A 22,400-nucleotide genomic window follows, 5' to 3' on the forward strand; every position below is an offset into this window, starting at 1 on the left:
GGAAATATGTCATAGCTACATGCACCGATGGAATATTGAACAGGCGTTTAGATTCGCCAAAACTGAGCTAGCTATTGAATCTCCAAGGTTATGGTTTTTCGAGAATACCCTCAAATTATTAGCCATTGTCACGCTCATTTACGACTTCTTGATGAAACTCATCAGGAATTGGCCATCTATTATCAAGATAATCATCAATCAATTTGCTCATAGAACAGGAAATCGGTGCCAAAATGCTTTGACACCGATTTATCGATTGAGAACTGCCATCCAAAACATGCTATGGTGCTACTTCGCACAACAAAATTCGGGATGACTCATGTTGATGGTTTTACTCGGCTTATGACACAATCATTCCGTCTCTACTGATAGAATACAAATTTCACATAATGACTCATGTTACTTAGTATTAGCGTTTTTTACTTTAACTCTATAATTTACTCATCTACCTTCCAATCTCCGAAGATGCTTTCCTTGGTATATTTTTTGGCTTCATCATCTGTGAGTTGATGTGACCATTTGACTCTCTTTGAGGTATCCGCACCAACACCAGTATTTTTGTATTCGGCATAATAGGATGTTGATTCATTACTCACTTTATCCCAATTGTTCCAACCTTCAGGTTTTATTTGTTTGTCTAGCACCGACTCCATGATGACAACTTTGGCATACGGTCGCCAAGGTCTGCCTAGATAAAAGGTATTTGCTTGGGCGCTGCCTGTAAAGGTACAATTCTTAAAAACATAGCCGTATTCCTTATTTTGAGGTGTAGAGGCTGCGGTGTAATAACCATCGTTTTTGGCGTATATGGTACATCTTTCAAATAAGGCAGTAGAGGAGCCAAAGATAAAATCGACCGTTCCTTCGATATAGCAATTGTAATAATATTGTCGACTTTCATAGCCATAGGTGTACAAGGTATCTTGAAAACCTAAAAATCTACAATTTCTGAACTGTACCTTATCGCCTTTTACCCAAACTGCAACCGCCTGCCCTACTGGACCCGCGGTATTTTGGAAAGTGATATTTTGTGCCGAAAACTCATTACCAAACACATAAAAGCCTGATGATCCTGTAGTTCCCTTTTCTTCTCCGAAGATGTTTTTCTTTTGGGCAAAATCATCGTATTGGATAATAGTTTCGTTCAGGCTCTCCCCTACAATCTTCACCATTGTTTTGGATTCAGCAAGCACTAATTTTTCTTGATAAATCCCCTTTTTGATGTAAATCGTCGTAGGTTTTTTACGAAAATCAGGCACAGCATTGAAAGCTTCTTGTACAGTTCGAAATTGCCCTGTGCCATCTTGTGCCACCACGAAATCATACTTCTGAGCCGTTGACACAAAGGCTATCAGTAGTAATAAGCCTATTAAAATCTTTGTTTTCATATGTATTCCCTCTAAACGAAAAGAAGTTATTTTTTAACAGTATATCTGTAAAATGATGAATTATGAGTTAGTAGTGTACGAAGGATTCTAAAACTGTCTATTTCGGATATCGGATTTTGGATTTCGGAAGTGTAAGCTTTAATGTTTTGCAAAAAATAGAGGTATTTTACTTTATTTCCGAAATCAGAAATCCCAAATCAGCAATTATTGGAAATCCTTCGTACAACCCTAATTATGAATTGTGAATGTAAATTTTAACATATCAATACAATAGGCCTTTTGCTGTAAAACTACTCTTTAACCAATTTTTTAGTAGCTTTTTTCTCTCCAGAGCTCCATTCGACCAGATACACACCAGAAGGTAAGCCTTGCAAACTTAGGGTTGTTGTGGTAGTATGTCCATTCAATGATTGAGAAATTTTGCTATTACCTTGCAAATCAATGAGGCGCAATTCAGCTTTTTCAGCAGGATGCGAAACCTGAACTTCATTGATGCTTGGGTTTGGGCTGAGCAACAAGGCATGATTTCCTATTTCGTCGATACCTAAAGGTTTTGTAACAACTCCTTTCAAATTTACTGTTATATCTTGTACTCCTGTTGCTTTGTGCGTAATGGTGCCTGTGTAACTACCAGCTGTACTTGCCGTAAAGCGAACATATACTTTGGTTGAAACCATTCCATTGGTTGGGGTAATTTTCAATACAGAAGCAGCATTTACCCAAGTAGTTTTATCCAAGGATAATTCAAAAAAGGCAGAAGGTACTAATTGAATTTCTCCTTGTATGTTTTCGGCGGTTACAGTATAGCTTTGCGGCTCGTTGGTCATGCCAATCATATAATTAAAATCTTGGAATGCCTGAGTCAATGCCAAGGCAGGTTTTAGGATAGCTTTACTCACTCCTAAAAGTTCCAAATCTTTGATTTTGGCATAACGTCCAGTACTTGAACTACCTGTGCTGTAATAAAGTCGAAACGTAAGTGAATCCCCAGCCACCATGTTTATACCTGTTGAACCATTCAGCGCAAATTGATAGCGTGTGGTGGTCGAACTTGGCTCGGCATTGGGTACAATCGGCGTAGCAAATTTACCATTTGCCCCTGCAGCAAGAGGAATACCTGCAGACAAACTAGCACTTGCTTCGGAGGAATCACTTTTGAATCCTGTTTTTGAATATACCAAAGCAAATTTACCTGTTGCTGCGGCGTATAGGGCTGTTTTCAATTGTAAAGAGTCTACCCTGAGGGTGTAGTCTGTATTACATTTTATCACAATTTGCTCATAAGAACCTCGGTAAAGGTTATTTCCCCAACCCCCACCTGCGGTAGTCCACAATCCTCCACCATTAGCAGAAGGCGCAAAAGCTTGACCATGCAAAGTAGAGTAAGCAGGAATCACCGAACCGTTAGAGAGATACAATCTTTTTAGGGAAGGTTTGCTTACAGTTACCCCTTTGGCACGAACAGCAGCGCTATCTGCATCAGAAATATTCATAGACCAGAATGCTAACCTTTGTGAAAATGCCAGCGCTTCTGTCTGAGTTACCCCAGTAAGCGTCAATGTCTTGGTACCTGCTCCTGTACTAGTATGCGAAATAGTACCAGCATAATTTCCAGCAGCTTTTGCATTCAACCTAATCAATACAGAAGTTGTAGGAACAACTCCACTTACTGGACTGATCGAAACAGAGGTTGTATTCCATGTTTTCCCGCCATCAATAGAGGCTTCAAAGTTGTTCGGCAAAGTAATGACCAATGCCGAAGGAAGGTTTTCGCCAGTAACCGTATATACTTGAGAAGCTGACGGAGCGCCTAGACCTTGTAGAAAATCGGATGGAGTACCATTTAAGGTGATTGTTGGTAGACTCGTTACTGAAACAGTGTCAGTATTAAACTCTTTAAAACCTGTTTTAGTCGCCTTAATCACATAGTAATAGGTTTTTCCTGCTTCTGGTGCATTATCATTGGTGGTATAATTCCAGAGCGTATCGGTGGTGCTAGTAATATCTTTGAGCTTGACAAAATTGGTTTTAGTATCCACGCTTCGATATACTGAGAATTGAATATCTTTCATATTCCATGCAGTATTCCATGCAAAGGTTGTTGGTGTCGACAAATTAGCTCCTTTGGTTACTTTAAAATTTAACATAACCAACTCCCCTTTAGCCGTTGGACATACATTAGCCACGATACAAGGATCCCATGTACCAAATATTTTTGAATTATCATAATAAACTAAAGCTTGAGCATCTGTCAACTGTTTTGACCAAGAAACCCTTTTACTTACATCTGCCAAAGCACCATTAAAACCTTTTGACTTATATTCGGCGTAGGTAATCAAACTCGTATTGGTTCCAGTATCCCAAACTGACCAACCTTCCGATTTAACTATTTTATTTCCATAAATACTATTCAAAAAAACAACCTTATTTCCTTTTTTGGCAGCATCGGCAGTGCCTGCATCATTTTGCCAAGGGCGACCTAGTACATAAGAAGTAACCCCATTATTGGCGGGTAAAATCGTATTTCTGAATACATAACCATACGTTTGAGTGGTTGGCGTATTAGCTGCTGTGATATAACTACCTGCCAATTTATCGACACGGTCTTTGGCATACACAATACAAGAATCAAAAATGGCAGTAGCACTACCAAAAATAAAATCCACCACACCATCGATATAAGTATCCTTAAAATACTGGCGTTTGCCATCGCCATTGCTTAATACAGTATCTTGCCCACCTAAGAAAATACAGGATTTTACAACGGTCTTATCTCCTTCTAAGGATACCGCCAAAGCTTGTGGAGAGTCACCCGTTGTATTTTCTACTGTTAAATTCCACAAGCCACAGTTATCTGACTTAATCGTCAAAGTTCCTGAGGTACTTGTTCCATACGTTCCACCTGCGGGGTTTGGCTTTCCAGAATAGTCATTCCATGAGATAATTGTTTTGGCGGCACTTTCCCCAATCAAGTAGATAAAGGGCTTGTTAGCAGGAATATTTACTTTTTCGAAATACTTCCCATTTTTAATAAAAATTCGAAAAGGTGCTGTACTATTCACTGGTACGGCATCGATAGCCGCCTGAACGGTTGAATGCGACCCTGTTCCATCTAAAGCAACCACCGCATCGTAACCCATCAAATCTACCGTTTTTGTTCCACCAGCAATTTCGCCAGAACCTGTATCTTTAGTGATACTATTGAGAAAATTTTCGAGTTGGGTGTATCCATTTGGAGCGATATTATTGCCATCTGTAGCATCTTTGGGATTTAGTCCATTTGTCAATTCCCATGTATCATCCATTCCGTCTTTATCTGCATCGGTATAGGCGGTATTACTGCCATATTTGGGAATTCCACCTACATTCGCAGGACTATCAATAATCCCAGAGGGGTGTGAAATTCCTGTTCCTGTCACACGTGCATAGGTAGCTCCCTCATAGGTTGCAGTTCCAGTACGAGTTTCACGGGTAATTCGAATATCGATAGGGTCGCGACGAGGTAAGATAGCACCAGCACTATCCAATACCCTCAAATATGCCTCCTCTGCCGTATGAGTACGAACGGGTGCAGTATCAAATGGTTTTTCTTGTCGAGCAGCTTTGATGAGCGCCTCTGCATTAGCATAACTATCTTTTTGAACACCTTTTGTCCAGTTGTCAGCCGTTACGTCGGGATACCCTGCTACGAAATTGCCATCAATATAAAACTTACCTCCCCACGTGGTGTCTGTTCCATCCACATAGAAATTGGTATAGTTTAAAATACGATTTCTTTTGTTAGAGGCAGAACTAGTAGTCAAGTTACCAGATGTTGCGGGACCAGCTTTGTAATAGTTATTCACCATATTGACTTTGCCACCTTCGCCACCATACGAAGAGTTGATATTTCCCCAGTTATAAACCACATTATTGCGATAATCTACCAATTCATCGGCTGGGTCATAAGGAACATATCCTTTTCTAGCTCCCCCGAATCTAGGGTTTCTGGATGAGTGATGAGCTAACAGGTTATGATGAAAAGTAGCATTTGCGCCTCCCCAAATTCCTGCATAACCATGTACTCCTTTGTCATGCTTTGAATTATATAAGCTTTCGCTCAAAATACACCATTGTAAAGTAAAATTTCGGATTCCATAAAAAGTCCCTGTTTCATCAATTGACCAGCTCATAGAGCAATGGTCAACGATAATATTTTGGTAAGGTCCATTCCAACAGTTCATAGCATCGTCTTCAGAAGCATTTTCATCACCAAAGCGACAACGTAAGAATCGGACGATTATATCTGATGCCGAAATATTAAGGGTATATCCTGTGATACAAATCCCATCGCCAGGGGCTGTTTGCCCCGCAATTGTAATATTATTCTGTCTGATTACGAGTCTACTTTTTAGTTTTATTTCTCCCGAAACTTTAAAAATAACAGTTCGGTTGGGTTGACTTATGGCATCTCGCAAACTACCAATACCTGAATCATTGAGGTTCGTAACCTCGTATACGCTTCCACCTCGCCCACCTTTGGCAAAGCGCCCCCCTCCCTCAGCAGTGGGAAAAGCAAGTTGTTGGGCATGGGTTTCTGAAAATAAACACAATATGAAAGCAGCAAGTGAAAAAATGTATTTTCTCACTTGGAAAAAAGAAGAAATTTTCATCTTGAATAGGTTTTAAATAGGGTCTGAGCTTTGGGGTATCAGCATTGGACTATTGCTAAAAGCTCTCAAAATAGTAATTTTTAGGAGGCACAAGGCAACAGGCACAAGGCAAAGAGTGTTAAATGTTTTAGTAACGATAGCTTTGTTTTTGCCGAATGCCCAAAGCTGAAAGCCGTAAGCTCAAAAATTAAATTTTATTTTGCGCACTTACTTACCTAATGACCGAGCTTACTTGCTCCATTTGGCAAGCCATTTTGGATAATCTACCTCAATGAGTTTTCTGGGCCAGTCGCCATAATAGCCGTATCCAATGCGGCGTTCATGTTCAATTTCGGCTAATGTCGCTTTGGGTACACTATCACGACCAACAAAAAATGGTTGATTGGTTTCCAAATCATAAAACCTTGCCCAAACTTTCCCCTTAGGATCAGCTATTACTACACGGTCTTTACCTTTGGGAAGAGCTGGTGCGTCAATGTCTTGCACTTTTATTCCTTTAATTTTCACTGATTCCAAATAGGAAACCGCAGACTTTATGGATTGCTTGATTTCTTCGGAAGGGTTTTTAATCGACATCAAAAAATTAATAATTCCAACCGACTCGGCACCACTTAATGATGGTAGTTCAAATTTTCGTGCTTTGGCAGGTTTTAGCGTAAGTCTGTCATGTTGGGCACACCACACGGTAAGTTTTCCATTTTGGCGAACTTGGGTATTCAAAATACAGCTAATTCCTCTTTCCATAGCATTTTGAGCCAAAGGTCTGAGGCTGGGAGAAACACTTGCGTACTCATCTTTTGCCTCAACAGTACTTCTCATCACCTTCATGACATCTATCATGGCATTGTCATTGTAGGTGATATGTTTACGATATCCAGCGGTATCAGGATAAAACTGTCCCCACCCTCCTGCTTTATTTTGCGCTTCGAGCAAATATTTAATTCCATTCTCTGCTGCCTGTAGATAACTCGGATTCTGAGTTTGGCTATAGGCTTTCACAAGCGTATTAATCTCCTTAGTGGTAGCTTTATCGTCAATAGTAGTATCATATACTTTTTTATCAGATAAAAGTTTTTTCCTAAGCTCTGGTTTAATCGTAAGTGAATAATTGATAGCATTTCCGCCAGGCTGTGGCCAACCTCCATTTTCTCTTTGATACAAAAGCATCCTTTCAGCTACAGAATCTTGAAGATATTCTGTAGCAACTATTTGAACAGCCGTAGATTGTATTTCAGCAGCATGACAAGCCAGAAAAAGAGAAGGGAGTAAGCCTAAAAAACTTAAAGCAAAAGATTTTTTCATCATAATCTTTGGAAGGCAAACTGCCCCCGAAAATTCGGGGGCAGTTTACAATTATTTCACTCTCCAACGTGGGTCTCCACAATCGCGACGACCAGAGAAAGCGGTATCTTTAAAATTGAAGTTTAATCCTGAATAAGGGCTTATCCACAAATCAGTCGCCTTTTTAGTATAGGCATTTGATGGTAGCCCAGGAATTTCAGTACCAATAACGTACCCAAAATCACTTGTTGTGTAAGTATTAAGAACGGTAAAGGTAGTTGCCTCTAAGCCAGCAGATTTTCCACGTACTGTCAACAAGCTTGTTCCAGCCTGATCCCAAGCATGCCCAAAAATACTGTTGCTAATACGAATACCTCCTGTTACATTGCTACGAACACCAGCAGCCCCTCTCCATTGGAACAATGAACCTTGGTTGGTAGCAATCTCACTCAAAGTACAGTCTTCGATAACAACCGATTTTGAATTTTGACGAGAAACTAAGAATATATTGATTTTACTAAAAGTTGAGGATTGAAACAAGATATTATCAACCGCTGCTTGGGCATCACCGTCAGTATCAGTAGTCAATACACCGTAGTTACCAATTTGATGTACAATAGAGTTTTTGATAATATAATTGGTAATGAATACTTTGGCACGAATACGCAATACACCACGCATATTTGAGATTACACAGTTATCAAATGACAACTCTCCAACAGTCGTAGTAGTACTAATATTTGGGTTAAAAATATAACTAGCAGCAATATCAGCACCGATGAATTCAATATTTGAAAAACGGAGATAAGCTATATTTGCGCCTGTTCCTATGTTACCACCTCCCGATGTAGTGATGATTGTTTTCTGGTCGCCAAAGCCATACGCACTCGTAATAGTAACAGACTTTGTAAAGCTATTGGTAGGCATCACATAAGTTGCCCCTTTTTTCAAAACAATAATGCCACCCTCCACAACATTTGCCAAGGCTGTATTCAAGGCTGTTGGATCATCATTTTCAGATAAATCTATTACGTTAGGTTGGGTAGTATCTACAGCACGCTGAATTGTTGTATAATTATCCCATCCTTTAATTTCCCCATCAGCACTATAAATAGCTAACTGATAAGTAGTTAATGGCAACAACTTAGTAATGATTTTGGCTCCAGCTTTTTGCTCAGCATCAGTCACATCATACGATGCCAATGGAGTTGCTAGTTTTAAATCTGTTTTGGCAAAGACTTTAATTTTAGTAATAACTGTCGATCCAGTTGCCCAACGCACACGAGCTGCTACGTCAATCACGTCGGAAGCTGTCGGAGTAACCATGATTGTAGGAAACTTCTCGGTTCTTACCCCACCTAAATCTGACACCTTACTGTCATATTGGGTATTGGCAGCATGAGCAGTAGCTCTTACTTGATATTGCGTATTCCAAAACAACGACTCTCCTTTTAATAAGGTTTGGTCAACCACCACATAATTGGTATCAACATTAACTTTATAGTCAACCGTTTTGAAGGTATCTCTACTTACTTCCACGGTATATCCCACTGCCGCTTTGATGTTGGCCATATTCACAATAATGGTATTGTTTTTGGCAGATAAATCTTTATTTAAAACAGGGCGAAATAAGCGAGTTTCCGCAGTAATTTCTTCTTCAGGCTTGCAGGCAAAAAGCAAACCCAAAGCCGATACTGCTAACAAGATACTCTGTTTGATATATGACTTTTTCATAAATTTTCTTTGTTAAAAAGATCTTGAAACAAAGGACTCCCAGTCGGAACTCCTTTTAATTTAAGAAAACAACTTGCCATATTTGAGTGCAATGAGCTCATTAACAAGTCATCGCACTCAAACCTACAGCCTAAAAACCGTAACCGTCGTTGGCTAGTTTACCTTGGCTATTTGTAATTGCTTCGGCAGGGATAGGGAAAATATAACGAGATACACCTGCTACAGGTCCATTGTAGTATTTCTCCCAGTCTTTGGTAATCCAATCCACGTAAGTGGTAGGTGTTGGTTTCAAACTCGCCAAGAACGATACTCGTGTCCAAGTAGCATCTGGCGTCCCTACGTATTTGCGGCTTGGGTTCAACAATTTGAAAGTTCCACTTGCATCACGTTTCCAGTACATATAGTCTGGTAATTCAGAGAATTTACCTGTACCTGTCTGCGCAGCATCTGCCATCAATTTCAAATCATCCACCATTTGTTTCATTTTTGGTGCATATAAGTTCCAGCGAATCAATTCATATTTACGAATCATTTCACCGCCAAATTCCCAAGCTCTTTCATCCACAATAGCATTAAAGAAACTTTGTTTTGAAGCAGATACAGACTTAATATAAGCATCTACTTTGGTAGGCCAGTAAGTAGAAGAGAACGCACGCTGACGAACACGTTTTAGCGCATTTTGAGCAGTTTCGGTTGGACCATTCAATTCATTTTCTGCTTCAGCCAACATCAATAATACATCCGAATAACGCATCATTGGCCAGTTGATACCTGTACCTTTAGCCGTAGAAGCCCCAGGCGCTTTATCTAAGAACCAACGACTCCATTTACCTTGGGCAATGTTCATCGAGTTGGTTACGAACACAGCCTGAGCACTCGTATTGATTTTGTAGAAAGCACAAGTTACGTCACGACGAACATCCAAAGTATCGAATGAAAAATAATACGTTGGAGGAATCGCCATATAGTTATTACCCGAACCATAGCTGTGAGCTGCTGTTGTACCACCTTCTACGGTAATACCAATATTCCAACCCACATCACCATTACCAATCGCAAATGGTACTTCAAATAATACATCACTATTAGATGGAGTCACAAATTTTGATTGATTCAAGAATACCTGTTTGAAATCAGTCGGCAAAGCACGGTCTTTCAACGTAACTAATTTTTCGGTATAAGTCTTCGCAATTTTATAATAATCCAAATAGTCAGACTTACGCTCCATTTGCATAGCAGGAGTCAAGAAATACCCTCCACGCTGAAGTGCCAAGCGAGCAATCATACCCATGGTATATTCACGGTTGATTTGTTCGATGCTGTAGTTATTTTGGTCAGCCCAAAGCATCTTATCTTCAATTTTAATCAGGTCATCTATGACTTGCGATAAAATTACGTTACGATCTTCCTTAGGTAAAAAGAAGTTATTACCAGCCTTTGGCGCTTGACGTACATTAGGTACATCACCGAAGTACATCGTCAGCATGCTATACCAGTAAGCACGCATTGTGTACGCCTCACCAAGCATCTGATACATTTTTCTTGAAGTAGCAGCATCAGAAGATTTTAGGGCATCACTGGCTTCAATTCCTTCAATGGCAATATTACAGTTACGAATCGAAGTGTAAGCTGCATTCCATACGATACGAAGGTCGCCATTGGTAGCGAGCGCATTCAAATCCCAAATTTGATAACGGTCAGCAGTACTACTCCAGCCACTTTGGTGCTCGATGTCGGTATTACCTGCCATATTATTTGAAAGGCGAGAACGGAATGCATCTTGACCAAATGATTCATAAATAGCGTTTACACCTTTACGAGCATCATCTGGGTTTGAATAAATATAAGTTACGTCAAAAGTTGATAACGAATCTGGCTCTAAGAAGTCTTTACAAGACGTTAGAAAACCAGAAGCTATCACTGCGAGTATGAGGAATTTCTTTTTCATAATACATTGAATAGACTTTTGCCGAGGCTTGAGTCTGATTTTTAGGTTAAACACACTAAAAGTTCAATTCAAACTTTTAACAAAGACTAGAAAGTAATATTTACACCAAAAGTATATGAGCGGCTACGCGGGAATGAAGAATAATCTACCCCTGGCGTTAAACCTGAATATCCGCTTCTTGTGGTACTAACTTCTGGGTCATAGCCTGAGTATTTCGACCATAGGTAAAGATTGTTTCCAGTAAAGTAAATTCTGAATTGAGACATACCTAACTTCGAAATAATGTGTTTTGGAATAGAGTAGCCAATGTTTAGGTTGTTCAAACGAATAAATGAACCATCTTCAAGTGCCCAGTCAGAAATAACCGCTTGTGCATCTGCCAATCCTAGTGGTGACCAAATAGTTTTGTTAGCATTTAATTGTCTCAATTGCTCCAAATCAGTCACAATTTCACCCGGTGTTCCTGTGTATTTTCCGTCTACGTCCAAATAGGTAAAGCGATTATTGATGCTCATCATGTCAGTAAGGTTACCGTAAGTCACACGACGGAATTGGTTATATTGGATTTTACCAGTATTATAAATCTTGTTACCATACGACCAGTTAAAGAAAACCGAAGCATCAAAGTTTTTGTAACGACCATTAAATCCGAAACCACCTTGAGCTTTTGGTAAAGTATTACCAATAACCTGACGGTCTAAGCTGTTTACCACACCATCGCCATTGGTATCCTTTAACTTCATAAATCCAGGACGAATCGCAGTATTACCTGTAATCGAAGTTGAGTTAACAACCCCATCTTTCAGGATATATTTTTTAGTTGCTGCATCATATCCAGAAAAATCATCAACGGTATAAAAACCATCCGATACATATCCGTACACATCTCCCAATGTACCTCCTACTTTTACATAGAAGTCATCTTGGTCACGCAAATCGGTGCTTGCCCAGTTTGACTGGAAGAAGCGCTCCTGAGTTCCATCCAATGCCTCTACTTTAGCTTTGTTGATACCGAAGTTTAAGTTTACAGAAAATGAAGCATCTGGCTTGTCGATAATATATCCTGTCAATGACAATTCAACCCCACGGTTTGAAGTACTTCCCACGTTATTCCATTGTCTGGTAAAACCAGAGCTCGAAGGAATGGCAGACTGCAATAATAAGTTGCTAGTTTTGTTATGATACAAATCCAAACTACCAACCAAGCGTTGTTTAAAGAAACCAAAATCAAGACCTGCATTTTGGTTGATAGTCGTTTCCCAAACTAGGTTCGGATTATACAATGTGGTTCCTGTTGGGGTATAATACACATTGTCGACGTTGCCAAAGCCAGGCCCACGTAAAGTTGTTGCTTCAAACAAGAATTGAGTAGCCGTTGCATCGATACGGTCGTTACCTGTTGCACCGTAAGAGACACGCAATTTCAATTCATCGAGGTCACGAACTTGTTTAAGTAGCTTTGTTTCAGATAATTTCCATCCCAAAGCTACAGCTGGGAAGAAGCCCAAACGGTTAGCAGCACTAAATTTACTTGAAGCATCTGCACGGAAAGTCAAAGCAGCCAAATAGCGATCTTTGAATTGGTAGTTGATACGTCCAAATCCTGAAACACGATTTTGGTCGGTATTTTCAGTCGTGTATTGACGGTCGGTGCGACCAAACGACATGTTGGCGAATAGCTCTTCAGGCGTAATAGAAGCACGGAAGTCTTCGCCACGTAGGAAACTTGTATTTCCGCCTGTTGAATAGACTTCATGACCCAACAAGAAATCTAACTTGTGAGCACCCAAACCCTTCATTTGATAATTCAAGGTATTTAACCAACGCAATGAATTAGTTTCAAAGTTTGTTTTTTCACCGATTGGTAGGCTACTACCATTGTTGAAAGATTCTCCTGTTAAAGGACCGTAATAACGTAATACTTTATCATACGATTTTGAACTTGTTAATGTCGTTTTAAAATCTAAGCCTTTTACAATTGACCAACTCAAACCTGCATTCAATACATAGTCTTGAGTAGTACGCTTACGCCAATCTTGAGCTACTAATTTCTTAGGATTTACTAATGCCAACAAGAACGATGCAAAGTCATCATCACTACCTGCGGTCGACAAATCAATGTCTAATTCATCAGCAATACCGTTAGTTGGGCGAGTCTGAACAGCATCTTTGATATTCAATTGTGCCGAACCTGAAGTACCTGCTCCGTCGATTATGGTGTTCGTGATACGAGCTGAAGCATCAAATTTCAATTTTTTACTAATATTTTGATTTAACTTAAAGTTGATTACATTACGATTATATCCCGAACCTGTCAATAAGCCTTGGTCTGTATTATTGGTTAAACTCAAACTGAATGTTGTGAGCTCTGTACCTCCGCTAATACTAACATTATGAGACTGTGTAGTTCGTGGAGCCCCAAAAAGTTCATCTTGCCAATTAGTACCCTTTTTATCTTTATACAAGTCATAATCACCATACTTGCCAAAAAACTTCTCCATATTGTTTACATCTGTTGTACTGCGAAGCTTGGCTCTTTCATAGTTAACCAACACATATTCATAAGGCGAAAGCACTTTATAGGCACGGTCAGAAGGTAAGGTTTTTAGTTGCATAAAGCCGTTATACGATACTGTAGTGCGACCTGCTTTTGGTCTTTTGGTTGTAATAACAACTACCCCATTAGAAGCTTGTGCCCCATAAATCGCTGTAGCTGCTGCATCTTTCAAGACGTTGATACTTTCAATGTCTGAAGGAGGAACATCCTTAATACTATTGACAATAAAACCATCTACTACATACAAAGGAGAGTTATCTTGTGTAATTGAGCCTCCACCACGAACACGAATTACTACATCGGCATCTGGCGAACCATCGGTTGTTACAACGCTTACCCCTGCCATACGACCTGTCATTGCTTGCGCGGCACTTGTGATAGGAATATTTTTGAGATCACGACCCGACATCGATGCCACCGAACCTGTATTATCTGTTTTTTCACTACACCATAACCATCGCTCACGACTGACACCTCGGCAAGCATGCTGTTTTCTGGTGCGAGCGAAATACTCAGTTCGCCTTTTCCTTCAATTTTCACTTCTTGGGTTTTCATCCCAATAAATGAAAATACCAAAGTTGCTCCTTTGGGAGCATTGATACTAAAACGACCCTGAGAGTCGGTAGTAGCACCATTGTTAGTACCTTTTACCTTGACAGTAACTCCTGGAAGAGCGTCACCAGATTCTGAATCCACGACTTTTCCTTTAACAGGATCGGCTGCTGTGGCTTTTGTGAGACTGGTTTCGAGCATGGGTGTATTCATTCCCGACTTTTCTTCTAGTCCGTTCGAAGCAGTCAGTACAATAGAATTATGCACCACTTTATAGCTCATGTTAAGAGGATTTAAGAAACGATTTAGGACCGTTCTCAAACTTTCATTGTTAGCAATAAGGCTCAGATTATTTGCTTGGGTAAGTGTTTGTTTAGAACTAAAAATGAAAGAAACACCTGATTCTTTCTCTAGTTCTTTCAACACACCCTTAATAGTGCTGTTCTTTACTGAAACAGTCACTGGTTTTGCCAAAACTTCTTGCGCGCTGGCATCTTTTGCATAAGATACCACCATAAAGGCAATAGCTATGGCTAACTGAATGACAGTCATCTTCATGATTTTGAAAAATGTTGTCTTAATAAATTGTTTTTCCATAAATTTGCTTTGTACGATTTGGTTGTGAAATCTACAATACCTCTACAGGCATCTGGTAAATGCTCGTGGAGGCTTATAAGCTTGAAGTGCTGGTAACACTTCAGGCTTTTTTATAGGTAGCTACTTTATTTAATCGATAGTCTTTGTATGAATAAGAAATCATCTGGTAAATAACTTCTTGCTGGTAATCACATCAAGATTTTTCTTTTAAATAAATCGCTAAAACGGACTATGATGCTAACTCTTATTGGCAACCATCACCTAAGATGATTATTTCGTTGCCTTCGATTTGGTAAGTGGCACTAATTGAGCTACAGATAATATCCATGATTACGGGAAGTCGTTGGTTTTTGAAATTCCCGAATAAGGTACATTTTCTAATAGCGGTGTTGGGTGTTCGGATTATGATTCCGTATTCATCCTCAATTTGTTCTATAACTTTATCTAATATTACTTCGTCAAAACTTAGCGTAATCGGTTCCCAAATTTGCTTATGTGTGTGTTGTTCTACTGTAAAATCATGGGTTTCAACCGTATTTTCTTCTTTCTGAATCACTACCTGTTGTTGAGGTGTAATAATTACTTGATTGACTTTATCCTCATCTTCTTGATAATTGACTCTTACTTTACCTGTCACCACCGAGACTTCATATTTATCAGTATTTGCTGAGGCAACTACATTAAAGCTCGTCCCTAATACCATGATATTCAAGCCTTTATTTTTGACATGAAATGGCTGTTCTTTATTGGGCTTTACGTCAAAAAATGCCTCTCCTTCGAGATATACCTCACGAGTTGGCGCACCTTTGACAATTTTATACATAATGCTCGTTGAAGGATTCAGCCAAACTTTACTTCCGTCTGGCAAGCTCACTTCCTGAATAGCTTTTCCTACATTGGTAACGGTTTCCCAAAGACTTTTTTCTTTAGTAGACAGTTGTGGAATTCCTACCAAACTTTCAATATCACCTTTATTTTGTGGTTGTGAAGCTATACCAACAATGATAGCAATAGCCGCTGCTGCTGCCGAAAGCATCATCCAGTTTTGCATCCACCACTCTTTCCAGCCTGAACCTTGTATTTCCTCATCCTCTGTATCGGGAGTGATACCACGTTCTGTTTGTAGGGATTCCCAAACTTTCTTTTCGATTTTGGGTAAATCCTCTTCCAAGGGTGCTATTTCATCGAAAGCATCGTACCAAACTAACAGCTTCTCTATTTCTTCAGGAGTATATTTTTCTCTGAGCGACTTGATGATCTCGTCATCATCTTTAAATTCAGGATGGCTCATGTTTTATTACTGTTTTTTATCAATAAAGTCTTACTAACTCCTTACATCTATAAGTCGGTTTAGCAAAAGACTTCCACTACTCGAATATGATTTTTTTTTAATATTTTTTTAAAAAAAGAAGAAAAGGATAGGAATCAAGGTGTTAGGTGTCAAATATTCGGCCATGCCCGACTTCAAAAGTCGTAGCGCTTTGGCAATATGGTTTTCTACGGTATTCTCTGAGATACCTAATTTTTGAGCAATTTCTTTTTGAGATAAACCCGCGCGACTCAATAGAAATACTTCTCGGCATTTTTCGGGCAATATCATCAAATTTTCATTGTACACACGGAGGGCGTCGGAATAGAATATATTTTCTTCTGTAGAATTGTGTTCTTGGGGAGTGTAAACCTGATAATCCAAGAAATTTTGGCGTACGGTATCGTGGTCAAGTGCATCTAACACACGATACTTGACGCTCTTCATTAAGTAGTTAGGTAAATTATCTATGTTTGCTTTATGACGATTCACCCAAAGATTTAAAAATAAATCATGGATGATATCTTCAGTTTGCTGTTCATCGCAAAGACGGCGCTTTACCAAAGCATATAATTTGGTAAAATAACGACGGTATATTTCCTCAAAAGCTGCATCGCTATCCTCCATCAATAGGGATAGTAATTCGCAATCGCTCGATGCCTTTAGAGGTCTGTACATAAGAAAAATAATATTTTATATTAAAAAACTACTTTCAAATGTAGGTTAATCACAAAGCATTCTCCAAATATTACCATTGAATTATTTATGCAAACGTTCCCGATAACGTTTGCTTCTTAGCAGCATCAAATCGTCGTTCGGGTCGAATGGCGTCTTTGAGCTAACAATTTCACTCGTTGTATTTGCTTGGCTGTTTGGTATTTAAACTGATTATGAAACAATAACCAGCCACCCAGTGCTCCTAACAAACTACCCAAAACAATATCAAGCAATCGAAAGGTAAAAAGTAGATCAGTATTGTTAAAATAAGGATTGGCCACTTGAGTCAAAAAGATGGTCATAGGTGTAATAAAAATCACTGCCAGTACATAGTTCCGCACGATTAGGGTCTCGATAATAAACATCAATGTCACAATGCTTAAGCACAAGGTCAGAGGTTGTAACTGAAAGTGTAATATCAACCAACAAAGACCAAGTCCAAGGGTTGTTCCTAAAATTCGATGAATAATACGCTGCAAAACATGGCGACGACTAATACCTTGCATAATAGCCAAACAGGATATAGCAACCCAATAAGGATTTTTCAAAGCAAAAAAATGTCCTATGCCAAGTGATATCATTACAAAACAACCTACAATCATCGATTGTACTAGATTATGATAGCGTTGTCGACGAACGGTAATCGCTATCGTAACGGGAGGATGAGCCACCATTTTTTGTGTATTAAGTAATACCAAGCTGTATATAAATGTAATAATACAAGCCAACATGGTTCCCATGGCAATCAAGCCAATTTTTTGAGGCATTTCGCTCCAGCCAAATGGCATACAACTTGCCATCACAGCAATTAATAAAAAGAAGAAACTCCCTGGGGCTTTCAATTTAAAATGACCCACCACCCAATGTACCAAGGTGGCGTATGCACCTACCACCACGGTCGAAATCCATGGATTAAAACTAAAAGCGATACCTACTGTAAAAGACAAGACCATCCCAAAAGAACATACAATCATCGTAATCATTCGATTGGTTAAGGGCAACGAGGGCATATACAAAATCACATGACCTCCCAAACAAACTAATAGTCCATTACTCAATTGACCTAAATACAAACCCGAAAACAAAGCTATACTAGCACAAAAAGCCGCAATCAGTGGCATGTGCCATGGTCGCTCAGAATGTTTTAGTTCAACCAAGCTTTTGAGCTCAGTCTGCAAAAGGTCTTTGAAGGAAGTTTGCATGATGATATTTGTTGGTCTTTTGAGAATTGTTTTACAAAAGAACATAATTCTTAAAAAGCTTAGTTTATGGATTATCAAAAAAATGCAATCTTTCTTGAATTATTTCAAAAACAATACAATACAGTTCAAAAAAAAAGTCCCAAGCTTTAAAACTTGGGACTTAAAAAAAATATTTGTTGTACCTACAAAATCTTCAAACCTAGTGTCAATTGCCACAAATTGCCTTTTTGGGTAAATTTCATATCGTTGGCAAACTGAGCAGAGGTTACATCCGAAAGACTACCTTCATATCGTACATCAAGAGAAAGTGCTCCAAGGTCTAATCCACCCCCAACTTGATAACCATAAGAAGCCTTTTTAAAAGCATCTTCAGCACCATTTTGGGTATATGCCTTAATTGACTCATTTAAAGTAGCTCCTTTACTTACATTGAAAGATGCTAATGGTCCACCATTGATACGGAAAGGACTCATTCTAAAACCTAACAACACAGGAATATCAATATTTGTATACTCAATATCAACAGTCTGTTTGTCGGCGGTACTTCCTCCTTTCAAAATATTCAAACTACCTCCTTTGGCTGAAAGCAAAAATTCGGGCTGAATAAAAACTTTGTTACCAATACGCATATACACACCACCCACATAACCAGTTTTAGTGTCTAGACTTTGTTGAAAATTGGCACCGATCGAATTCATATTCAATTCATTTCCCAATTTCAATTGTGATAAGTTTACACCACCTTTGATACCGAGTGTAAAGAACTGAGCTTTTGAAACCATAGTCAAAAGCATAAAGAGGGCAAGGAATCCAAATGTCTTTTTCATAAGTAAGTTTTATTTAAAGTTAATGTTGCGCGACTAGTAATAATCTTTTAGTTGTTCAACTCAAACTGGGGAAATAACGACACCTGTTGTGTTAGTGATACAAGTATAAATCATTTTTTTCGTATAATTTCGTAAACGGTATCTTTGCATACATTTTTGAAATACATCAACACCTTTATGCATATATGTGTTTTAAACACAAAAATTCGTCCAATTTCGTAGAAAATGATATTTATTTCCTACTAAAATGGTCTGGCATACAATCATGACAGCTAAGATTTGCTCATCACCCATTTTGAAATCAATATTTATCAAATTGAGTAAAAATGTATTCATGATTTCATTAGAAATGCTTTTGAACTTTTAGCTTACAGCATATTGCTTAGAGCGGGTAAAACTAACTTTAGTTTGCCCAATAACATATACAATAATTTTATGGCTAAGACTAAAACCTCTTTTTTTTGTCAGAATTGTGGACATCAGGCACCCAAATGGTTGGGGCGCTGTCCATCATGTGGAGAATGGAATACTTTTGTAGAGGAAGTCATTCAAAAAGAAGAGCCCACCAAAGGCTCTTGGAAATCGAGCAGTTCATTAAAAGTAGCTGCCAAGCCCAGAGCGATTCAAGAAATTAATTTTGAAGAACAGCCTCGTATCAAAACCAAAGACCAAGAGCTGAATCGAGTATTGGGTGGAGGCATAGTATTAGGCTCGTTGATATTGATTGGTGGCGAGCCGGGTATAGGTAAATCTACGTTGATGCTCCAAATTGCGTTAACACTCAGTAATTACCGCGTATTGTATGTTTCGGGTGAAGAATCTGAACAGCAAATCAAAATGCGTGCTGAACGTTTGGCTCACAAAAGTGACAATTGCTATATTTTGACCGAAACCTCAACCCAAAATATCTTCAAACAAATCGAGCAATTTGAGCCAGATATTTTGATTATTGACTCTATTCAAACACTCCAATCGTCTTTCATTGAAGCAGGTGCTGGTAGTATTTCACAAGTGAAAGAATGCGCTGCAGAGTTAATGAAATATGCCAAAGAATCAGGCACGCCAGTGTTTATGATTGGACATATTACCAAAGATGGAGGCTTGGCTGGGCCAAAAGTGCTAGAGCACATGGTAGATACTGTATTGCAATTTGAAGGCGACCGACATTTGGCATATCGTATATTACGCACCACCAAAAACCGTTTTGGTAGTACATCTGAGCTAGGAATTTATGAAATGTTAGAATCGGGTTTGAGAGAAGTGACAAATCCTTCGGAAATACTAATTTCACAACGAGACGAGGATTTTTCTGGTATCACTATTGGTGCGATGCTGGAAGGAAACAGACCTTTACTTATTGAAATTCAATCGCTTGTGTCTATTGCCACCTACGGAACACCCCAACGAAGCTCGACAGGATTTGATGCCAAACGCTTGAATATGATTTTGGCGGTTCTTGAAAAACGAGGAGGCTTTAGATTGGGTAATCAAGATGTTTTCTTGAATATTGCTGGCGGACTCAAAGTGGAAGATCCTGCAATAGATTTGGCAGTTTGTACCTCTATTGTATCCTCTTACGAAGATATTAGTATTCCTAATACCGTTTGTTTTGCCGCGGAAGTCGGCTTGGGAGGCGAAGTCCGTGCTGTAAACAGAATAGAGCAGCGTATTGCAGAAGCGCAGAAGTTGGGATTCAAAGAAATCTGGATTTCGAAATTCAATGCCAAAGGCTTAAATGTGGATGCTTATGATATCAAAATCAGAATGGCGTCGAAACTAGAAGATGTTTTTATACAAATTTTGAGAAAATAGGCATTCAAAGAGAAGGTGCAAAAGCAATTTGCACCTTTCCCTATTTTTTACAACTCATAATTCACTTCCATCAAAAACAAACCCTGAGCAGGTACCGAGCGCCCTGCATTTTGACGATTTTTATCGGTAATAATTTTTTCAAAACCTTGTACACTCAATTTTCCTAAACCAACCTCCAACAAGGTACCCACAATTGCACGTACCATTCCTCTCAAAAAGCGATTGGCTTTGATATGAAAAACTAATATATCATCTGATTCTTGACGCCACTCTGCCTCCATGATGGTGCAATTAAATGTTTTGACATCTGTGTGCAGTTTACTAAAACATTCAAAATCTTCGTATTTGAATAAAATTTGTGCAGCCTCATTCATTTTGAGCACATCCAAAGGCATTTCGAATTGGTAAGCCATATTCTGATAAAAAGGAGATTTTCTTCTTAATATCCGATATTCGTACTTACGGAAAGTAGCTTCGAAGCGACAATGAAAATCGTCTGGCACCAAATAAATCTGTTTTATAGAAATATTTTGAGATAAAATTTTATTTAATCTATATATCAGTTGTGAAATATCAGAAATTGGATTTTCTCGGTCAAACTGCGCTACCTGCGTATAGGCATGTACACCTGCATCGGTTCTCGAACTACCCATCAAACTAGTAGGTTCTTTCAGTAAAATGGTTAATGCTTTTTCTATTTCCTCCTGAACTGTCATTGCATTGGGTTGTATTTGCCAACCTGCATAATTAGTCCCCAAATACGCACATTCAATAAAATATCTCATATCAATAATTTAGGATTATATCTATATCATTTTTCCATTTATTTATTTTAAACAACAAAAAAAGGTCATTTACATACCATTAAATAAATTTCGCAAACATTATGACTTTCTTAGTTATTTCATCGTATATATTTGTATCGAAAACTTATCTAATAGGTTAGTGATCAAATAATAGCAAGAAGCAATATGGCAAAGCTGTAAGGTAACTACCTTGCAGCTTTCTTTTTTGGTAAAATCCCATCGTCCCAAAGCTTGCTTAAACAAAAAGCCGAAGAACTTTGTCCTTCAGCTTTTAGATGTCAATATTTTTTCAGATAAATTGTACAAAAATCATTTTACTCATCAAGCTTTACCTCCACATTTTGTCTAAAACTTTTCAAAGTTAACAAGAAAATAATTTTACTGGCTCAATTTTTTTTTCGCATAAGCTCTGCCATATCTTCAGGGGTGTCTATATCCCAAGTTCCCAATGCAAAAGGTACTGTGAGAGTTGTATCCCTGTAATAGGATAAAAAACTCCGTGCTCCTTGATCGCCAGACAATATCAATAATTCATGACGTACTTGAGGAGAAAATAACATCGGAACGCCCAATTTGCCTCCATAATCACAAGCCACAATTTCAGGATTTTTTTCCTGATACAAATGAATCATCTGCCAAAGCAAACTCGTTTTTACTGCTGGCTGGTCTGATAATAAAATCATGATGGGGGCTTGCTTATTGTTCAAAGAGCTCACTCCTGCTTTTATCGATGTTCCCATTCCCTGTTCCCAATCGGCATTATAAACGATTTTAGGAAATAACTGCGCCTGATTCAGCGTCCATTCTATACGTTTAGCATGCGACCCCAATACCACGGTTACATGCGGACTTACCTGCAAAGCATTGGAGACAATATGTTCAATTAAAGTTTTCCCTTGATAAACCACCAACTGTTTGGGCTGACCAAGTCGACTTGAGTTTCCAGCCGCCAAAATAATAATTTCAAGCGATTCCATAAGTAACAATAAAATAGGGTTACACAACTTTAGGGATTCCA

The 22,400-nt window shown here is 38.7% G+C and carries 14 protein-coding genes and 1 pseudogene; 2 read left to right on the top strand and 13 right to left on the bottom strand.

What is annotated here, in order from left to right:
• A pseudogene (locus tag BWI92_RS27210) lies at positions 1 to 316 on the top strand (hypothetical protein); the annotation flags it as partial.
• 121 nt (positions 317 to 437) lie between these two features.
• On the opposite strand, the gene BWI92_RS03840 reads toward BWI92_RS27210, so the two are convergent.
• The 11 genes from BWI92_RS03840 to BWI92_RS03885 all read right to left on the bottom strand — a co-directional run bounded on the left by BWI92_RS03840 (position 438) and on the right by BWI92_RS03885 (position 18,764).
• Positions 438 to 1,388, bottom strand: a complete 951-nt coding sequence (locus BWI92_RS03840) for a pectinesterase family protein (RefSeq protein ID WP_095160813.1) — start codon at positions 1,386 to 1,388, stop codon at positions 438 to 440.
• A gap of 290 nt (positions 1,389 to 1,678) precedes the next feature.
• A complete protein-coding gene (locus BWI92_RS03845) occupies positions 1,679 to 6,040 on the bottom strand; it encodes a pectinesterase family protein (protein WP_095160814.1) in 4,362 nt (1,453 codons plus the stop codon).
• A 228-nt stretch (positions 6,041 to 6,268) separates the two neighbouring features.
• Positions 6,269 to 7,345 (bottom strand): pectate lyase, encoded by a 1,077-nt coding sequence (pelA, locus tag BWI92_RS03850; RefSeq protein ID WP_095160815.1) that lies wholly within the window; start codon positions 7,343 to 7,345, stop codon positions 6,269 to 6,271.
• 48 nt (positions 7,346 to 7,393) lie between these two features.
• Positions 7,394 to 9,055, bottom strand: coding sequence for a DUF5123 domain-containing protein (locus BWI92_RS03855; protein ID WP_095160816.1), 1,662 nt, complete (start codon positions 9,053 to 9,055; stop codon positions 7,394 to 7,396).
• Between the two features lie 130 nt (positions 9,056 to 9,185).
• Positions 9,186 to 11,003 carry a RagB/SusD family nutrient uptake outer membrane protein gene (locus BWI92_RS03860; RefSeq protein WP_095160817.1) on the bottom strand — a complete coding sequence of 606 codons (1,818 nt, stop codon included), beginning with the start codon at positions 11,001 to 11,003 and terminating at the stop codon, positions 9,186 to 9,188.
• A gap of 86 nt (positions 11,004 to 11,089) precedes the next feature.
• Positions 11,090 to 13,969 (bottom strand): SusC/RagA family TonB-linked outer membrane protein, encoded by a 2,880-nt coding sequence (locus tag BWI92_RS03865; RefSeq protein WP_229362680.1) that lies wholly within the window; start codon positions 13,967 to 13,969, stop codon positions 11,090 to 11,092.
• Positions 13,915 to 14,709, bottom strand: coding sequence for a carboxypeptidase-like regulatory domain-containing protein (locus tag BWI92_RS28050; RefSeq protein ID WP_229362682.1), 795 nt, complete (start codon positions 14,707 to 14,709; stop codon positions 13,915 to 13,917). The genes BWI92_RS03865 and BWI92_RS28050 overlap by 55 nt, the downstream gene beginning before the upstream one ends.
• 244 nt (positions 14,710 to 14,953) lie before the next feature.
• Positions 14,954 to 16,000 (bottom strand): FecR family protein, encoded by a 1,047-nt coding sequence (locus BWI92_RS03870; protein ID WP_095160818.1) that lies wholly within the window; start codon positions 15,998 to 16,000, stop codon positions 14,954 to 14,956.
• 108 nt (positions 16,001 to 16,108) lie between these two features.
• Positions 16,109 to 16,696 carry an RNA polymerase sigma factor gene (locus BWI92_RS03875; RefSeq protein ID WP_095160819.1) on the bottom strand — a complete coding sequence of 196 codons (588 nt, stop codon included), beginning with the start codon at positions 16,694 to 16,696 and terminating at the stop codon, positions 16,109 to 16,111.
• A 125-nt stretch (positions 16,697 to 16,821) separates the two neighbouring features.
• Entirely contained in the window at positions 16,822 to 17,937 is a 1,116-nt protein-coding gene (locus tag BWI92_RS03880; protein WP_176464346.1) for an FUSC family protein, read from the bottom strand.
• A 182-nt stretch (positions 17,938 to 18,119) separates the two neighbouring features.
• The gene (locus BWI92_RS03885; protein WP_095160821.1) at positions 18,120 to 18,764 is read right to left on the bottom strand and encodes a porin family protein; all 645 of its coding nucleotides are present in this window, start codon (positions 18,762 to 18,764) and stop codon (positions 18,120 to 18,122) included.
• A 435-nt stretch (positions 18,765 to 19,199) separates the two neighbouring features.
• Here BWI92_RS03885 and radA point away from each other — a divergent pair, with 435 nt between their 5' ends.
• A complete protein-coding gene (gene radA, locus BWI92_RS03890) occupies positions 19,200 to 20,576 on the top strand; it encodes a DNA repair protein RadA (RefSeq protein WP_095160822.1) in 1,377 nt (458 codons plus the stop codon).
• 47 nt (positions 20,577 to 20,623) lie between these two features.
• Here the strand turns inward: radA and truA are convergent, their stop codons facing one another.
• Positions 20,624 to 21,361, bottom strand: a complete 738-nt coding sequence (gene truA, locus BWI92_RS03895; RefSeq protein WP_095160823.1) for a tRNA pseudouridine(38-40) synthase TruA — start codon at positions 21,359 to 21,361, stop codon at positions 20,624 to 20,626.
• Between the two features lie 407 nt (positions 21,362 to 21,768).
• Positions 21,769 to 22,359 carry an NTP transferase domain-containing protein gene (locus BWI92_RS03900; RefSeq protein ID WP_095160824.1) on the bottom strand — a complete coding sequence of 197 codons (591 nt, stop codon included), beginning with the start codon at positions 22,357 to 22,359 and terminating at the stop codon, positions 21,769 to 21,771.
• Positions 22,360 to 22,400: the final 41 nt, after the last annotated feature.

Origin of the sequence: Flectobacillus sp. BAB-3569 (assembly GCF_002270355.1) — a bacterium.
Taxonomy (GTDB): domain Bacteria; phylum Bacteroidota; class Bacteroidia; order Cytophagales; family Spirosomataceae; genus Flectobacillus; species Flectobacillus roseus.